Here is a 15,498-nt window from a genome sequence, read left to right on the forward strand (position 1 = left end):
TTCTCCTTGGTGGCTTTTAAAAACAACCACACTATCGCACAAAAGCGGATCAGGAGGCCGTCCACCACATCAAGTCCGATAATCATCAGGCTGACACTGTCATCGCCGCCAACAGGCATAAAAGGCGAAACCGGAGCATTGTGCCACTCCGGTTCTTTAATGCGCCATTCTTGTAAAAAATCATGCAAGCGCGGACAAATAGCACAATCATGTGAAGGATGTATCATTGGAACCCTTCAATTGATCGGTACGCGATCAATAATCGTCGTCTTCCATTTCGTCAGCCACTAAACGAGGTGCCTGCTGCTGTTGCGGACGTTCGGACATTTCACGGCCGATTTCAGATTTCAGTGAAACGAGATCGATGAAATGGTCAGCCTGACGGCGCAATTCATCAGAAATCATTGCAGGTTGTGTCGTCAGTGTAGAAACGATGGAGACTTTGCGGCCTTTACGCTGCAATGCTTCAACCAGTGAACGGAAATCGCCGTCACCGGAGAAGATAACAAAATAATCGATGGCATCGGTCAATTGCATTGCATCGACGGTTAGCTCGATATCCATATTGCCTTTGACTTTGCGACGTCCGGTTGCGTCGGTAAATTCTTTGGCAGCCTTGGTGATGACCTTGTAGCCGTTATAATCCAGCCAATCAATCAAAGGTCTAATTGACGAGTATTCCTGATCTTCTACCAATGCTGTGTAATAATAAGCACGCAGCAAGTAGCCACGGTTTTGAAATGCTTTTAATAATTTGCGATAGTCAATGTCGAAACCAAGTGTTTTGGAGGCTGCATAAAGATTAGCGCCGTCAATGAAAAGGGCGATCTTTTCACGGGAATCGAACATATGTAAAAATCCACTCTACAGGCATGGGCCTAAAAACCAGTTCAACTGGATGGCCTTCGTGAAACATATAAATGGCGACGTCAAAAGAACTTTTTGGTGCAACTTACGTCTTGGCCTTATTTTCTAAGGGGAATATACAGAAATACAAGCAACCTTAGGTTGATTTGCCCTAATTGTAAGGGCTTAAATGTTGATAATTGAACTATTTTTTATAAGACTTTGCTTGAGCTCTGCCCAGCTTGCTAACATTGATGGTGACTGTTAAACTCCAGACGAAATAAAAAAATTGGTTGTGCAATATATCGCGGCTTGCAAAAATGAGGGCGTGCGGCTTGTTTCGCGCGGCTTTTACTTGTTTTTTTTCGGATTTCGCGTTATGTGCAGACAAATTTCGTTAAAGATCGTATTATGAAAGGGACCACTGATGGCCCGCGTCACCGTTGAGGATTGCGTAGACAAGGTAGACAACCGCTTTGAGCTGGTTCTGCTTGCCAGTCATCGTGCACGCCAGATTTCGCAAGGCGGACAGATTACCGTCGATCGCGATAACGACAAAAACCCTGTTGTTGCATTGCGCGAAATCGCCGATGAAACACTTTCACCTGATGATCTGAAGGAAGATCTGATCCATTCACTGCAGAAGCATGTGGAAGTGGACGAACCTGAAGCCGCACCAACTGCATTGTTGACCGGTAGCATTGATGCCACAGCTGAAGGTATTGTAGAAGCCGGTGAAGAAGAAGCAGTCGTCTTCGATCAAATGTCTGAAGAAGAATTGCTGGCCGGCATTGAAGGTCTGGTTGCTCCGGAAAAAAGCGACGACTTCTAATAAATTTATACTGCCGGTCACGGCCGGTCGTTGAGTTTTTTGATATGCGCCGCAGCTTTTGCTTGTGGCGCATTTTTTTGACTTATGCTGGCTGCTGTGCAGATCGCATATAAGAACTTACATAATAATAACTGATGGTGTTGGAAAAATACACTTGTCAGTAGAAATGCATGGTTTACTTTAAAAGCACGGATGTGTTTGTTTTTGTATAGGAGTTTCTGTCGATGATGCGCCAATATGAGCTTGTGGAACGCGTGCAGCGATACAAGCCAGATGTAAACGAGGCGCTCCTCAACAAGGCCTATGTTTATGCCATGCAAAAACACGGAAGTCAGAAGCGCGCTTCCGGTGATCCTTATTTCTCGCACCCGCTGGAAGTAGCTGCAATCCTCACCGATATGCGCCTTGACGAGGCAACGATTGCCATTGCCTTGCTGCACGATACTATTGAGGATACCGATGCAACACGCGCTGAAATCGATCAGCTTTTCGGCCCCGAAATCGGTAAGCTGGTTGAAGGGCTGACCAAGCTTAAAAAGCTGGATCTGGTTTCTAAAAAAGCCGTTCAAGCCGAAAATTTGCGCAAATTATTGCTGGCAATTTCGGATGATGTGCGGGTGCTTTTGGTCAAGCTTGCTGACCGTTTGCACAATATGCGCACACTTGGCGTGATGCGTGAAGACAAACGTCTGCGTATTGCTGAGGAAACCATGGATATTTATGCGCCGCTAGCCGGACGCATGGGTATGCAGGATATGCGTGAAGAGCTGGAGGAGCTGGCTTTCCGCTATATCAATCCGGAAGCATGGCGGGCGGTGACCGACCGCTTGGCAGAGCTTTTGGAAAAAAACCGAGGTATTCTGAAGAAGATCGAAAGCGATTTATCCGAGCTTTTTGCGGCCAATGGTATCAAGGCGGAAGTGAAAAGCCGGCAGAAAAAAGCGTGGTCGGTTTTCCGCAAAATGGAAACGAAAGCGCTCTCTTTTGAGCAGCTTTCCGATATTTTCGGTTTCCGCGTCGTTGTCGATACTGTTGAGGATTGTTATCGCGCCTTGGGTATCATTCATAGTACTTGGTCGATGGTGCCGGGTCGTTTTAAAGATTATATCTCGACACCGAAACAAAACGATTATCGCTCGATCCATACAACCATTGTCGGGCCATCCCGCCAACGCGTAGAACTGCAAATCCGCACCCGTGCCATGGACGATGTGGCTGAATATGGTGTTGCGGCACACTCGATCTATAAAGATCGCGGCAGCGGAACGCCGACCAATGGCGGCACTTCAATTTCGAAAGAAACCAATGCTTATGCATGGTTGCGCCAGACTATCGAGACCTTGTCGGAAGGCGATAATCCGGAAGAGTTTCTCGAACACACCAAGCTGGAATTGTTTCAGGATCAGGTTTTCTGCTTTACACCAAAAGGTCGCTTGATTGCCTTGCCGCGTGGTGCAACGCCGATTGATTTTGCTTATGCGGTTCATACCGATGTCGGTGACAGTTGCGTGGGTGCCAAGGTTAATGGTCGCATCATGCCCCTGATGACCAAGCTGAAAAATGGTGATGAAGTGGAAATCATCCGCTCCAAGGCGCAGGTGCCACCTGCTGCATGGGAATCGCTGGTTGCAACCGGTAAGGCGCGTTCGGCCATTCGCCGCGCCACCCGTTCGGCTGTGCGCAAGCAATATTCCGGCCTTGGCATGCGTATATTGGAGCGGGCTTTTGAGCGTGCCGGCAAACCGTTCAGCAAGGATATTTTAAAACCGGGGCTGCCGCGTCTGGCACGTAAGGATGTTGAAGATGTGATGGCAGCAGTCGGGCGCGGTGAGCTTCCTTCTGCGGATGTGGTAAAAGCTGTTTATCCTGATTATCAGGATACGCGTGTGACAACACAGACCCCGCCTCAAACCGGTGAAAAAGGCTGGTTCAATATTCAAAATGCGGCCGGAATGATTTTTAAAGTTCCGGAAGGCGGAACCGAGGTGGACGGTGAGGGCGCAACAGCAAAACCCGGCAAAAATGCATTGCCGATTCGTGGCGCCAATTCTGATTTGCCGGTGCGTTTTGCGCCTGAAGGGGCGGTGCCGGGCGACCGTATTGTCGGTATTTTGCAGCCCGGGTCGGGCATCACCATTTATCCGATCCAGTCACCGGCTCTGACTGCCTATGACGATCAGCCGGAACGTTGGATTGATATCCGTTGGGATATTGATGGTGAAATGCACGAAAGATTTCCGGCGCGTATCAGCATTTCGGCAATCAACTCACCTGGCTCTTTGGCGGAAATTGCGCAGATTATTGCTGCCAATGACACCAATATCCACAATTTGTCGATGATCCGCAAAGCGCCGGACTTTACTGAATTATTGATCGATGTAGAAGTCTGGGATTTAAAACATCTCAACCGGATTATTTCACAACTTAAAGAAAGCGCTTGCGTTTCCAGCGCCAGCCGCGTGAACGGATAGGAAAAAATATGAACACCGATGACGTTTTGGCCGTCTTTCGTGAGGCGGGCGGCATCCTTGAAGGCCATTTTATCCTCACCTCAGGTTTGCGTAGTCCCGTTTTCTTACAAAAAGCTCGTGTTTTCATGCACGCTGATAAAACAGAAAAACTGTGCAAAGCATTGGCTGAAAAAATTAAAGCAGCTGGTCTGGGTCGGATTGACTATGTGGTCGGCCCTGCAATCGGCGGGCTGATCCCGTCCTATGAAACATCGCGCCATTTAGGCGTGCCTTCAGTTTGGGTCGAGCGCGAGAATGGCGTTTTCCGTTTGCGCCGTTTTGATGTGCCGAAAGGCTCGCGCGTTGTTATCGTTGAAGATATCGTGACAACTGGCTTGTCTATTCGGGAAACAATTACCTGCATGGAAGATCTCGGCATTGAAGTCGTAGCTGCTGCTTGTATCGTTGACCGCTCAGCTGGTAAGGTCGATGTTGGCACGAAGCTGATCGCGCTCGCCGAATATGCGGTACCTGCTTATTCGGCCGATGCCTTGCCACCTGAATTGGCGGCCATTCCGGCGGTCAAACCGGGTAGCCGTAATATTTAAAACGCATACTTTTTTGCGTAAATATTGATAATTGGAATTGTGGGATAAGAATTATCTCGCAATTCATTGTGTTTTCTGACAAATTGTTAGAATTATGCTACTTGTATTTAATAAAAATAACCTGATTTTGTAATAGTTATACAAGGGTGATTAAATAGTGTCTTCAGCGTTGCCATGCCATCCAGCAGAAAAATCGAAACGTGAAACATGCAGCGTCTGTGCCGATTGCTGTGTGCGTCACCTTGCGGTTTGTGCAGCGCTTGACGGGGATGAGCTGGATGCGCTCGAAGCAATAATGAGCTCTAAACAGCTTGGCGCCAATGAAATGTTGGTGGAAGAGGGGCAGGAAAAAAACCGCGTCTATAGTTTAACCTCGGGTATGCTGCGTCTTTATACATCACTGCCTGACGGCCGCCGTCAGATTTCCGGTTTTTTGTTTCCGGGTGGTTATTTGGGTCTTGCCGATGATGATGTGCATTCGCAAACCGTGGAAGCGGTGGTGCCATCTGTCCTTTGTTCGTTTTCAGACCGCGAGATGAATGCTTTGATGGAGCGTTATCCGCAACTGAAAGAACGTCTTTACGAAATGACCAAATTTGCGCTGCGTCAGGCGCATGATAATCAAATGATCCTTGGTCGTTTGGCGCCGGTTGAAAAATTGGCGAGCTTTCTGTTGTTGCTGGCCAATCGCCCGCAGGCCAATGGCACCACCAATCCGGTACATCTGGCAATGAACCGCACTGATATTGCCGATTATCTGGGCTTAACCATTGAAACGGTTAGTCGCAGCTTTACCAAGTTAAAGACACAAGGACTGATCCATCTGATTGATGCCAATACGGTGGAAATTATGTCTTATCGTTCGCTGGCAGCAGTTGCCGGTCTTGATATTGACCATTTGATGGGTAACGCGAACGCCTGATCTGCTGTGCTTCTGTTCGCTTCTTCACAGATTAATTATATTTAATATTATTGCGCCGCATGGATTGATTATGATCAATGCTGAATATTTCATCGCTGCTTACTATCATCCCATAGTTTCCATGATTGTAGGAAATTGAATCCGGCACTTGATACATTGTGACTGCCGGAAATATTTTTATAGTCTTCAAGAGGCTGATGATGACGTTCTGTGCTGCTATGATTATCATTAATATTCTAATGATCTCGATGTCTTGTGCTGCACATCAGCTTTCTGTATTGGCAAAAATCGGAAGCGCGGAGCATTAAGATGCAAGAAGAAATTGTCCGCCATTATGCTTCTCTAGCAGTGCCCAGATATACATCTTACCCGACCGCAGCAGACTTTACCTCGCAGGTAACACACACACAGATGAGTAGTTGGTTGCGCCAGCTAGCTCCGCAGGAAGCGGTCTCGCTTTATCTGCATATTCCTTATTGCCGACAGCTTTGCCATTATTGCGGATGCCATGCCAAAGTTGCGCGTCGTGACGATGTAATCGATAATTTTGTGCAGGATTTATTGACTGAGATTCGCTTGGCTGGCCAGCATTTATCATCCCGTCCGATGGTGAAGCATCTACATTGGGGCGGTGGAACTCCATCAATCTTACATGCGCGGCAATTTGAAAAGATCATTACTGCATTACGTGAGCATTTCGATTTTGATCCGCAGATGGAACATGCGATTGAACTTGATCCGCGTACAGTCACAGCTGAACTGACTAAGGTTCTGGCGGAGCAGGGCGTCAATCGTGCTTCATTGGGGGTGCAGGATGTGGATCCAGAAGTGCAAAAAGCGATTGGCCGCGTGCAGCCTTTATCAATCGTGAAAGGCGCCGTTGATAATTTGCGAAAAGCCGGCATCGAACGTATCAATTTTGATTTGATTTATGGTCTGCCGCTGCAGACAGAAGAAACACTGCGTGAAACATGCCGGAATGTGCGTGCGTTTGCACCTGATAGGGTTGCATTTTACGGTTACGCACATTTGCCACAACGCCGTGCCAATCAGCGTTTGATTGACGATGCAGCATTGCCGGATTCTGATGCGCGTTATGCACAAGCGGCCGTGGTTCGCCAGTGTTTTAAAGATTTCGGCTATGAGGAGATTGGCATTGATCACTTTGCTTTGCCCGATGATCCTCTGGCCATTTCAGCACGGGAAGGGCGGTTGAACCGCAATTTCCAAGGTTATACAGATGACAACTGCCCAACATTGATTGGCTTCGGTCCTTCATCTATTTCACAGTTTTGGGGCGGTTTTGCGCAAAATATATCCGATATTAAACAATATGGCCAATTTGTCCGAGCGGGTCGATTGGCGACAATGCGTGGCCATATTATGCGTGATAGAGATCGCACTCGTGCTGACGTTATATTGGCATTGATGTGTAATTTTCAGGCAGATCTCAATAAGCTGGCCTTAGGTGTTGATTTTTCTGATGAAATGGCACTATTGAGGCCACTGATTGCTGATGGCATCGTGACTGTCAGAGATGGCGTCATCGCGATGAGTCGTCAAAAACGACAATTAATTCGACCAGTGGCAGCAATATTTGACGAATTCCGCAGGGGAAATGTTCACGGCTTTAGCTTCGCCGTTTGAGCGCACTTGTGGGGTAGCCGGCCCGTGCATTTATGCGGGGGGAGCGGCAATGGGCATCGCACTCAGTGGGGGCTGAGTGCGATGCTTTCATTTTAAGCGCGTATTTCAAGCTTTATGTTTATGCAATTTCGGCAGGAAGATTGCAGCGAGCCCTAATGCCGGCAAGAACGAACAGACGTGATAAACATATTCAATGCTCTTCGCATCCGCGACAATGCCCAAAAGTGCTGCAGCAATACCGGCAATCCCAAAAGCAAAGCCAAAGAAAAGGCCGGAAACCATACCAACGCGGCCTGGTAAGAGTTCTTGCGCAAAAACAATAATGGCAGGGAAGGCTGAAGCCAGCACAAAGCCGATCACCATCGTCAGTACCGCTGTTAAAGGCAGATTGGCATATGGCAGAATGAGCGTAAAAGGCAAAATTCCCAAAATTGACACCCAGATAACGGTGCGGGTGCCGATTTTATCACCGATGGGGCCGCCAACGATTGTGCCTGCTGCCACTGAGCCTAAGAACAAGAACAGCAGAATTTGAGATGTTTGCACACTCACATTAAAATGGCTGATGGTGTAGAAGGTGTAATAGCTGGTGAAGCTTGCCAGATAAATATATTTGGTGAAAATCAATACTGCCAAGACACCGACGGCAAATGCAACCTTTTTACCCGGTAATGGCAGGGATTTATCTAGCTGCGGACGTTTTGCATTAGCCAAGCGATAAGCCGTGTACCATTGGCCGACGCGCCACAATACATACATGCCGATGAGCGCTGCAATCGAGAACCAGCTGACACTGCCCTGACCAAATGGCAGCACGATGAAGGCTGCAAGCAACGGCCCGAGGGATGAGCCGATATTGCCACCCACTTGAAACAGTGATTGGGCAAAACCATGGCGCCCGCCGGAAGCAAGACGTGCGACACGTGATGATTCCGGATGGAAAATAGAAGAACCAAGGCCGACCAAGGCAGCACCTAACAGAAGCACCGGATAATTATGGGCATTTGCCAGCACAATAAGCCCGACAAAAGTGCAAGCCATCGCGGCTGTCAGGGAATAGGGCATCGGATGTTTGTCGGTATAAATGCCGACGACAGGCTGCAAAATGGAGGCGGTGAGCTGGAAAATAAAAGTCAATAAGCCGATCTGCCAAAATGTCAGGCTGTAATTATCTTTCAGAATCGGATAAATCGCCGGTAATAGCGATTGCATCATATCGTTGAGAAAGTGACCAAAACTCACTGCCAGAATGATATTGATCGCAGTAGTTTCGGATGGCCGGTTAGAGCCCAGGCTGGTTTCATCAGCCGTATTCATCGTCATAATTCTGCTCCGCAGCCGCATTTATTGTAATATAATTACTGATCTTACTTTAGTTATTGAGCAAGCAATGGCTAGTCAAATTAAAAGGATTGATCATCTCATTCATATTTGTCGGTCTTTTCGGTACGCCTTATTGACCGATTGCTGAATTTTCACTGAAGTTTCGGTTGGTATTTGTGTAATGAGACATTTTGAGCTAAGCTTGTTAAGCATTTAGTAATTGTTTCAGGGCGCAAGCCCGGGTATGACAGCCACATGTTGTTTCGCTCTCGTCATAAGCCGAGTTACCGTCAGAAGCTCCGTCTTCTATTGTGGCCTCGCAAATCTTTTTCCCGCTCGTTTCGCTATTATGGCAAGCGGGTTATGCGGATTACGGCTTCCCCGCATGCAATTGCGGCCGGGTTGGCGATTGGTGTATTTGCAGCCTTTACCCCGTTTTTCGGCTTTCATTTTATCATTGCGGTGATATTGGCTTATCTGCTCGCCGGTAATATTGGTGCCGCAGTGTTAGGAACAGCCGTTGCCAATCCGTTGACTTTACCGTTCATTTGGGGCGGTACCTATGAGCTGGGCCGTTTTGTTATCAGTGGCGGAAATGCTGATGGGGCAGGGTCACTTAATCTGGTGCGTGCTATTGAAACCATGCGTTTTACTGAAATCTGGACACCATTGATCAAGCCGATGCTGCTTGGCTCCACTATTCTGGGCGCTTTGTTTGCCGTACTCGTTTATGGCGTGACACGGGTGGCGGTCACGGAGTTTCGCAAAAAACAGACGGAAAGCCGGTTAAATCGTCAGCTGACGCGGCGTGAGAGCAGGATATCTTGAATAAATGATTATTGGTATCGGCAGTGATCTGATCGACATCCGCAGAATTGAAAAAGCGATTGAGCGGCATGGCGATCGTTTTAAAAAGCGCGTTTTTACCGATCTCGAACAGAAGAAATCTGAAAACCGCAAAGAAAAAGCTGCATCCTACGCCAAGCGTTTTGCTGCGAAAGAGGCCTGCTCCAAAGCGTTGGGCACCGGCCTTGCGCAAGGGGTTTTCTGGCGCGATATGGGCGTTGTCAATTTGCCGTCAGGCAAGCCGACGATGAAACTGACAGGCGGTGCATTGGATGCTCTTCATAAAATAATGCCGGATGATTGTGACTCTGCCATACATCTGACAATTACCGATGATTTTCCTCTCGCACAGGCTTTTGTAATTATTGAAGCAATAAAGCGGCCAGTTTAATTGCATTTCGGTGATTTCTTTTTTAAGGCTGGGTTGGTGACGGGATAAGTTGATTTGACCGTCGCCAATTTCTTCGGTTTTTGGCTGCATCTCCGGTCTTGTGTCGGTGAATTGTGCAGCATAATGATTGGGATTGTGTGTTTCGTGAATTTTGATACCCATAATGCCAAAATGCCATGTCCAATGCGGAGATTGTAAAGCGTGTCGAGCAAGAACAAAGTTAAAAAATCCGGCGGTATTGGCGAGACCATACTAGTTATCATTCAGGCACTTTTGTTGGCTCTGGTTATCCGGACAGTTTTGTTCCAGCCGTTCAGCATTCCATCAGGTTCGATGCGCCCGACTTTACTGGAAGGTGATTATCTCTTCGTTTCAAAGTTCTCCTATGGCTTTTCGAAATACTCTTTGCCGTTGTCACCGGATTTGTTTTCCGGTCGCATTTGGGGTTCAGAACCTAAGCGTGGTGATGTGGTGGTTTTCAAACTGCCGAGCGACACCAATATCGACTATATCAAACGCGTGATTGGTTTACCGGGTGACCGTGTGCAGATGCGCGGCGGCGCGCTTTATATCAATGACGAACCGGTGCAGCGCGAGAAAATCGGCACAATCAGCAATCCGGATGTGACCGAACAGAACCGCCCTGTTGATGTCTATCGTGAAACCCTGCCCAATGGTGTAAGCTATGACACATTGGATCTGGCGCAGGGCACAATGGGTGATGACACCCGTGTGTTTGAAGTGCCGGAAGGCCATTATTTCATGATGGGCGATAATCGTGATAATTCTCTCGATAGCCGTTTTGGTGTGGGCTATGTGCCTTACGAAAACCTTGTTGGCCGTGCTAATATTATTTTCTTCTCGATTGCCGGTAAGGCAAGCCCGTTGGAAATCTGGAAGTGGCCATCCGAATTGCGTGGCAGCCGTTTGCTGACCTCGGTCAATGGTAAGCCGCATACAGAAGTAACAGCGCCATAATTGTTGAGCATATCATGCCGTTAGATGCACAAAACCTTGCACTCCTCGAAGAGCGCACAGGCCACAAATTCGCTAATCTTGAACGATTGGAAAGGGCTTTAACCCATTCCAGCGTACAGGTGGAAGCGGGTGAAAGTTATGAGCGGCTGGAGTTCTTGGGCGACCGCGTCCTGGGTCTTTGTATTTCAGAAATGCTTTATATGGCATTCCCGGATGCTGCCGAGGGGGAGTTATCGGTGCGCTTGAATGCGTTGGTCAATGCAGAAACCTGTGCGGCCATCGCTGATGAATTGTCTTTGGGCAATATCATCCGCACAGGTGCTGACATTAAAACGGTAAAAGACAAACGTCTTGCCAATGTGCGCGCCGATGTGATTGAAGCTTTGATCGCGACGATCTATCTTGATGGTGGATTGGATGCAGCACGTCAGTTTATTGACCGCTATTGGAAAACCCGCTCACAGCAAACGGGAGCGGCACGCCGTGATGCCAAAACCGAATTGCAGGAATGGGCGCATCAGCAGGGCAATCTCCATCCGGTTTATGAAGTGATCGGCCGCAGCGGTCCAGATCATGATCCGCAATTTACTGTGGAAGTTACCATTGCAGGCTTTCCGTCAGAGCGTGGTGATGGCCGTTCCAAGCGCTTGGCGCAGCAAGTGGCCGCAGAAAAAGTGCTTTTACGCGAAGGCGTGTGGAAAGAAGATTGAAATCTGCATGAATGATGAAATATGCAGATAATCAGGTTATAATGAAGCAGTTGGGATGCGTTTGAAGCGTCACAACTGCTTTTATATTGGAAGACTAAAAGACCGGAATTTAAAATCAGGTCGTGCCGGAAGGGCAGAAAATGGAAAATAACAATAAAACTGCGCCGGATGGACAAGAAAATTCAGCGCCTAAAAATGCTGGAAATGAAAATGCGGGACCAGCGAATACTGGAAATCAAAATCCGGCATTTGAAAATATGACAACCCGTTCGGGCTTTGTCGCATTGATTGGTGCACCGAATGCAGGCAAGTCGACACTGGTCAACCAGCTTGTTGGTACCAAAGTTTCAATCGTCACCCATAAGGTGCAGACGACGCGGGCGCTGGTGCGCGGTATTTTCATCGAGGGCGACAGTCAGGTCGTGTTGATCGATACACCGGGTATATTCCGTCCAAAGCGCCGTCTTGACCGCGCAATGGTAACAACTGCTTGGGGCGGTGCCAAGGATGCCGATATTATTCTGGTGATCATTGATGCGCAGGGCGGCATGAATGAAAGCGCAGTGGCACTATTGGAAAGCTTTGAAAAGGTTCGCCAGAAGAAGATTTTGGTGCTGAACAAAGTCGACCGCGTTGATCCGCCAGCATTGTTGAAACTCACTGCTGCCGCTAATGAAAAAGCCAGTTTTGATCGCACCTTCATGATCTCGGCGCTGAATGGTTCAGGTTGTAAAGATCTGACCAAATATCTGGCTGATGCTGTGCCAAATGGCCCTTGGTATTATCCGGAAGACCAGATTTCCGATATGCCGATGCGTCAGCTTGCCGCCGAAATCACCCGTGAAAAGCTTTATTTGCGCTTGCATGAAGAACTGCCATATTCTTCAACCATCGAAACCGAACGCTGGGAAGAACGCAAAGACGGTTCTGTTCGTATCGAACAGGTTATCTATGTCGAGCGCGACAGCCAGAAGAAGATTGTGCTTGGCCATAAAGGCGAAACCATCAAGGTGATCGGCCAGTCGGCACGTAAAGAAATTGCAGAGATTCTGGAACAGCCGGTGCATCTCTTCTTGTTTGTGAAGGTGCGTGAGAACTGGGGCAATGATCCGGAACGTTACCGTGAAATGGGACTGACCTTTCCGAACTCTTAAGCCCGAACTCATAAAGGGCGGCAAGTCAGATGGAATGGCGTGATGAAGGTATTATTCTAGGCACTAGGAAACACGGCGAAACCAGTGTTATTCTGGAGGTCATGACCCGTCATCACGGACGCCATTTGGGGCTTGTCCGTGGTGGTCGTTCGCGCCGTCAGCAGCCTTTGTTGCAACCGGGCAATCATGTTTCGATCCACTGGTGGGCGCGCCTTGATGAACATATGGGCGCGTTTCAGATCGAGCCTTTGGGCTTTGCTGCAGCGCGGCTGATTGAAAGCCCGATTGCGCTTTATGGCATTCAGTTGGCCGCTTGCCACTTGCGCTTGTTGCCGGAGCGTGATGCTCATCCCGGCCTTTATGAAACGCTCACTCTCATCATCAATCATTTTGACGATGCATTTGTGTCGGGCGAATTGCTGTTGCGCTTTGAGCTGATGCTGCTGGAAGAATTGGGCTTCGGGCTTGATTTACGTCAATGTGCGGCGACCGGTGCAGTGGATGATCTGATCTATGTTTCGCCTAAATCCGGCCGTGCCGTGTCGCGTGTGGGCGGGGCGCCTTGGGCGGATAAATTACTGAGCCTGCCGAAATTTGTCATCAGCAGCCAGACACGCCCGTCATGTCTTAATGATATTCAGGATGCTTATAAATTGACCGGATTTTTCCTGATGCGTCATGTATGGGAGCCTCGTGCGCAGGTGCCACCTGAATCACGCACTGGTTTCCTGAATGCTTTAAACCGGTTTTTAAACGCTACAGAATAAGCGTAAAAACAGAGCCTTCAAAGGCATCAGCCCCGCGACCAATATTTTGAATGGCTTGTCGCATCGCACCATTGCACCCCAAAATCTCATCGGCTAGCGACACAAGCCGGATATTAGGCGTGGCAGAAGGGGATAGTCGACGCAAAACGTCTGCCAATTCCTGTGCATCACGTTTTGGCTGCAAGGCACAAGCCAGAATGTAAGCCGCAGCAGTGGAGCGCGAAATACCGGCATAACAATGAATAAACAGTGGTTTTTCACCGCTCCATGTACGGCTGAAATCCAATAGCGCGTGAATATGTTCCGGCTCTGGTGCCATATATCCATCACGTAATTCGGTAATATCATTGAAATTTAAACGCAAATAATCATCGCTGTGAAGCTGTAACGGCAGGGAGACTTCTGCATCGGGGCTCACCAGAGTGATGATTTTTTGCGGCTTGTGTTCTGCAATCACTTCAGCAAGCTTGGATTGGGGAGCGACAACGATCTTAGCCATTTATGCATTCCGCTTTTGATCAAGCTCGGCAAAACGCGCCAGAAATGCCCGCTGCACCTGACCTGTCGGTTGCGGCTCTAGCTTGATCATTTCCGGATTGACGCCGCGCGGACGACCAAAATAACGCACTGCTTCTTTGTCTGTAAAGCCCGCAAGCTGCACCGCTTCATAATAAGCGGCAATACGGTCCGCCTGTTTGATCAGTTTTTTAAGCGTAACCGGTATTTTGGCAGGCAGTGAAAAACGCAAGTGAATGGCGGCTTCGAGACGGTTTTCAATCTGCTGATAGTCGCCACCCATCACGGCTTTAAACGGCGAAATCATATCGCCGATGACATATTCAGGCGCATCATGCAAAAGGGCCAGCAATTGCCAATCAATATGGGCATCCGGTTTGATATGGTTGAAAATCTGCTCAACCAATAGTGAATGCTGCGCTACTGAATAGGCATGTTCTCCCACTGTCTGGCCGTTCCAGCGGGCAACACGGGCAAGACCGTGGGCAATATCTTCAATCTCGACATCAAAAGGTGAGGGGTCGAGCAGGTCAAGCCTGCGCCCCGACAGCATCCGCTGCCATGCACGTGCCTGACCAGTGCTTTGATCTGCTGCCGCCATGATGGATTATTCCTGACCTTTAACCGGCATGGTATATTTTGCTGTTGACGGAATGGTGAGCGTAACTTCCGCATCGCCCGCCATAATTGGTGTCTGGCTGTCGAGCGCATCCTGCACGCGATCAATACGCACAAACGCAATGGCCTGTGTGCCGCTCACTTCGCCAAGATTGCCGATTTCGCGCTCTCCGACTGTTAAACCAGTGCCTTTTTCAGGCAATGGCGTTGTCGCTGTTGCCACCATTGCGCGTCTGCGAGCTGTGCCGCGATGCTGCATGCGCGAGACAACTTCCTGCCCGATGAAACAACCTTTGGTGAACGATACACCACCGATCTGGTCAAAATTCACGTCATGCGGGAATAGATCATTATAGGCAAAGTCATTACTGCCCTCAGTAATGCCATTGGCAATGCGTAATTGAGTCCAGCCTGCAATATTGTTTTCATCAAATTGCTGACCATAGAAACGACGCACGTTCAAATCTTCAGGAAAACGTAAATCGCGTTTACCTGAATCACCTTGTGAAGAAGTAGAATCATTTTGCCAAGAAACAGTGATAAGTGATTCAGAACTTTGTGTAATTTCCGCTTTTGAGCGCAAACGATAAAGCATCAAACGCTTGATCAGACTTGCGGCAATCTCTTCCGGCATATCCAAACGTAGCCCGTTTTCAACGCGCGACACCAGAAAATCGAACATGATCTTGCCTTGCGGTGTCAGTAAGGCACCGGGTTTAAGATCATCCGCACCAAGAGAGCCCAGATCCGTGGTGATCAGAGCTTGCAGAAACTTTTCGGCTTCTTCACCTGTCACGAGCACCAAAGCACGATTATCTAAATTTGCGGTTTTTCCGGAAAGATTCATGTCTTCTTCCTTGTCTTTGCCATAAGTGTTACGTAAGCCGCAT

At 48.5% G+C, this 15,498-nt stretch carries 16 protein-coding genes and 1 pseudogene; 11 read left to right on the forward strand and 6 right to left on the reverse strand.

The window, feature by feature from the left end; genetic code table 11:
* Both ACI0FR_RS05125 and ACI0FR_RS05130 read right to left on the reverse strand, forming a co-directional pair.
* Positions 1–227 (reverse strand): annotated as a pseudogene (locus tag ACI0FR_RS05125) (hypothetical protein); the annotation flags it as partial.
* 28 nt (positions 228–255) lie between these two features.
* On the reverse strand, positions 256–849 hold the full coding sequence (locus tag ACI0FR_RS05130; protein ID WP_404909711.1) for a LabA-like NYN domain-containing protein: 594 nt from the start codon (positions 847–849) through the stop codon (positions 256–258).
* A gap of 424 nt (positions 850–1,273) precedes the next feature.
* On the opposite strand from ACI0FR_RS05130, the gene rpoZ reads away from it, so the two are divergent.
* The 5 genes from rpoZ (at position 1,274) to hemN (ending at position 7,305) form a co-directional block, all read left to right on the forward strand.
* Positions 1,274–1,678, forward strand: a complete 405-nt coding sequence (rpoZ, locus tag ACI0FR_RS05135) for a DNA-directed RNA polymerase subunit omega (RefSeq protein WP_374830061.1) — start codon at positions 1,274–1,276, stop codon at positions 1,676–1,678.
* A gap of 224 nt (positions 1,679–1,902) precedes the next feature.
* The gene (locus tag ACI0FR_RS05140) at positions 1,903–4,149 is read left to right on the forward strand and encodes a RelA/SpoT family protein (protein WP_374830063.1); all 2,247 of its coding nucleotides are present in this window, start codon (positions 1,903–1,905) and stop codon (positions 4,147–4,149) included.
* Positions 4,150–4,157: 8 nt separating this feature from the next.
* Positions 4,158–4,736 carry an orotate phosphoribosyltransferase gene (gene pyrE, locus ACI0FR_RS05145; RefSeq protein WP_374830065.1) on the forward strand — a complete coding sequence of 193 codons (579 nt, stop codon included), beginning with the start codon at positions 4,158–4,160 and terminating at the stop codon, positions 4,734–4,736.
* Positions 4,737–4,893: 157 nt separating this feature from the next.
* Entirely contained in the window at positions 4,894–5,658 is a 765-nt protein-coding gene (locus tag ACI0FR_RS05150; protein ID WP_374830067.1) for a Crp/Fnr family transcriptional regulator, read from the forward strand.
* Positions 5,659–5,967: 309 nt separating this feature from the next.
* Complete coding sequence (hemN, locus tag ACI0FR_RS05155) at positions 5,968–7,305, forward strand: oxygen-independent coproporphyrinogen III oxidase (RefSeq protein ID WP_374830069.1); 1,338 nt, start codon at positions 5,968–5,970, stop codon at positions 7,303–7,305.
* A 105-nt stretch (positions 7,306–7,410) separates the two neighbouring features.
* On the opposite strand, the gene ACI0FR_RS05160 is transcribed toward hemN, so the two are convergent.
* The gene (locus ACI0FR_RS05160) at positions 7,411–8,622 is read right to left on the reverse strand and encodes an MFS transporter (protein WP_374830523.1); all 1,212 of its coding nucleotides are present in this window, start codon (positions 8,620–8,622) and stop codon (positions 7,411–7,413) included.
* A 261-nt stretch (positions 8,623–8,883) separates the two neighbouring features.
* Between ACI0FR_RS05160 and bspA the strand changes: the two genes are divergently transcribed.
* From bspA to recO, 6 genes are all read left to right on the forward strand, one after another.
* Positions 8,884–9,456 (forward strand): type IV secretion system effector BspA, encoded by a 573-nt coding sequence (bspA, locus tag ACI0FR_RS05165; protein ID WP_374830070.1) that lies wholly within the window; start codon positions 8,884–8,886, stop codon positions 9,454–9,456.
* Between the two features lie 4 nt (positions 9,457–9,460).
* On the forward strand, positions 9,461–9,865 hold the full coding sequence (gene acpS, locus ACI0FR_RS05170; RefSeq protein WP_404906327.1) for a holo-ACP synthase: 405 nt from the start codon (positions 9,461–9,463) through the stop codon (positions 9,863–9,865).
* A gap of 201 nt (positions 9,866–10,066) precedes the next feature.
* Positions 10,067–10,843: a signal peptidase I gene (gene lepB / locus ACI0FR_RS05175; protein ID WP_404906326.1), complete on the forward strand. Its 777-nt coding sequence runs from the start codon at positions 10,067–10,069 to the stop codon at positions 10,841–10,843.
* A 14-nt stretch (positions 10,844–10,857) separates the two neighbouring features.
* The gene (rnc, locus tag ACI0FR_RS05180; RefSeq protein ID WP_374830076.1) at positions 10,858–11,553 is read left to right on the forward strand and encodes a ribonuclease III; all 696 of its coding nucleotides are present in this window, start codon (positions 10,858–10,860) and stop codon (positions 11,551–11,553) included.
* A 257-nt stretch (positions 11,554–11,810) separates the two neighbouring features.
* Entirely contained in the window at positions 11,811–12,707 is an 897-nt protein-coding gene (era, locus tag ACI0FR_RS05185) for a GTPase Era (protein WP_374830525.1), read from the forward strand.
* 29 nt (positions 12,708–12,736) lie between these two features.
* Positions 12,737–13,474, forward strand: a complete 738-nt coding sequence (gene recO, locus ACI0FR_RS05190) for a DNA repair protein RecO (protein WP_374830078.1) — start codon at positions 12,737–12,739, stop codon at positions 13,472–13,474.
* Here recO and ACI0FR_RS05195 read toward each other — a convergent pair.
* The 3 genes from ACI0FR_RS05195 to ygfZ are packed head-to-tail and all read right to left on the reverse strand — an operon-like array spanning position 13,464 to position 15,455.
* Positions 13,464–13,973 carry a tyrosine phosphatase family protein gene (locus ACI0FR_RS05195; RefSeq protein WP_404906324.1) on the reverse strand — a complete coding sequence of 170 codons (510 nt, stop codon included), beginning with the start codon at positions 13,971–13,973 and terminating at the stop codon, positions 13,464–13,466. The genes recO and ACI0FR_RS05195 overlap by 11 nt on opposite strands.
* Positions 13,974–14,591: a YfbR-like 5'-deoxynucleotidase gene (locus tag ACI0FR_RS05200; RefSeq protein WP_404906322.1), complete on the reverse strand. Its 618-nt coding sequence runs from the start codon at positions 14,589–14,591 to the stop codon at positions 13,974–13,976. It lies immediately after the preceding gene.
* Positions 14,592–14,597: 6 nt separating this feature from the next.
* The gene (gene ygfZ, locus ACI0FR_RS05205) at positions 14,598–15,455 is read right to left on the reverse strand and encodes a CAF17-like 4Fe-4S cluster assembly/insertion protein YgfZ (RefSeq protein ID WP_374830527.1); all 858 of its coding nucleotides are present in this window, start codon (positions 15,453–15,455) and stop codon (positions 14,598–14,600) included.
* Between the last annotated feature and the right edge of the window lie 43 nt (positions 15,456–15,498).

Source organism: Paenochrobactrum sp. BZR 201-1 (genome assembly GCF_044987585.2).
In the GTDB taxonomy this organism is placed as follows: Bacteria; Pseudomonadota; Alphaproteobacteria; order Rhizobiales; family Rhizobiaceae; genus Paenochrobactrum; species Paenochrobactrum pullorum.

What these genes read in the sequence shown, in the direction of transcription:
- ACI0FR_RS05130 (WP_404909711.1), bottom strand. Translation starts at nt 849, where the DNA reads ATGTTCGATTCCCGTGAAAAGATCGCCCTTTTCATTGACGGCGCTAAT.
- rpoZ (WP_374830061.1), top strand. Translation starts at nt 1,274, where the DNA reads ATGGCCCGCGTCACCGTTGAGGATTGCGTAGACAAGGTAGACAACCGC.
- ACI0FR_RS05140 (WP_374830063.1), top strand. Translation starts at nt 1,903, where the DNA reads ATGATGCGCCAATATGAGCTTGTGGAACGCGTGCAGCGATACAAGCCA.
- pyrE (WP_374830065.1), top strand. Translation starts at nt 4,158, where the DNA reads ATGAACACCGATGACGTTTTGGCCGTCTTTCGTGAGGCGGGCGGCATC.
- hemN (WP_374830069.1), top strand. Translation starts at nt 5,968, where the DNA reads ATGCAAGAAGAAATTGTCCGCCATTATGCTTCTCTAGCAGTGCCCAGA.
- ACI0FR_RS05160 (WP_374830523.1), bottom strand. Translation starts at nt 8,622, where the DNA reads ATGAATACGGCTGATGAAACCAGCCTGGGCTCTAACCGGCCATCCGAA.
- bspA (WP_374830070.1), top strand. Translation starts at nt 8,884, where the DNA reads ATGTTGTTTCGCTCTCGTCATAAGCCGAGTTACCGTCAGAAGCTCCGT.
- acpS (WP_404906327.1), top strand. Translation starts at nt 9,461, where the DNA reads ATGATTATTGGTATCGGCAGTGATCTGATCGACATCCGCAGAATTGAA.
- rnc (WP_374830076.1), top strand. Translation starts at nt 10,858, where the DNA reads ATGCCGTTAGATGCACAAAACCTTGCACTCCTCGAAGAGCGCACAGGC.
- era (WP_374830525.1), top strand. Translation starts at nt 11,811, where the DNA reads ATGACAACCCGTTCGGGCTTTGTCGCATTGATTGGTGCACCGAATGCA.
- recO (WP_374830078.1), top strand. Translation starts at nt 12,737, where the DNA reads ATGGAATGGCGTGATGAAGGTATTATTCTAGGCACTAGGAAACACGGC.
- ACI0FR_RS05195 (WP_404906324.1), bottom strand. Translation starts at nt 13,973, where the DNA reads ATGGCTAAGATCGTTGTCGCTCCCCAATCCAAGCTTGCTGAAGTGATT.
- ACI0FR_RS05200 (WP_404906322.1), bottom strand. Translation starts at nt 14,591, where the DNA reads ATGGCGGCAGCAGATCAAAGCACTGGTCAGGCACGTGCATGGCAGCGG.
- ygfZ (WP_374830527.1), bottom strand. Translation starts at nt 15,455, where the DNA reads ATGAATCTTTCCGGAAAAACCGCAAATTTAGATAATCGTGCTTTGGTG.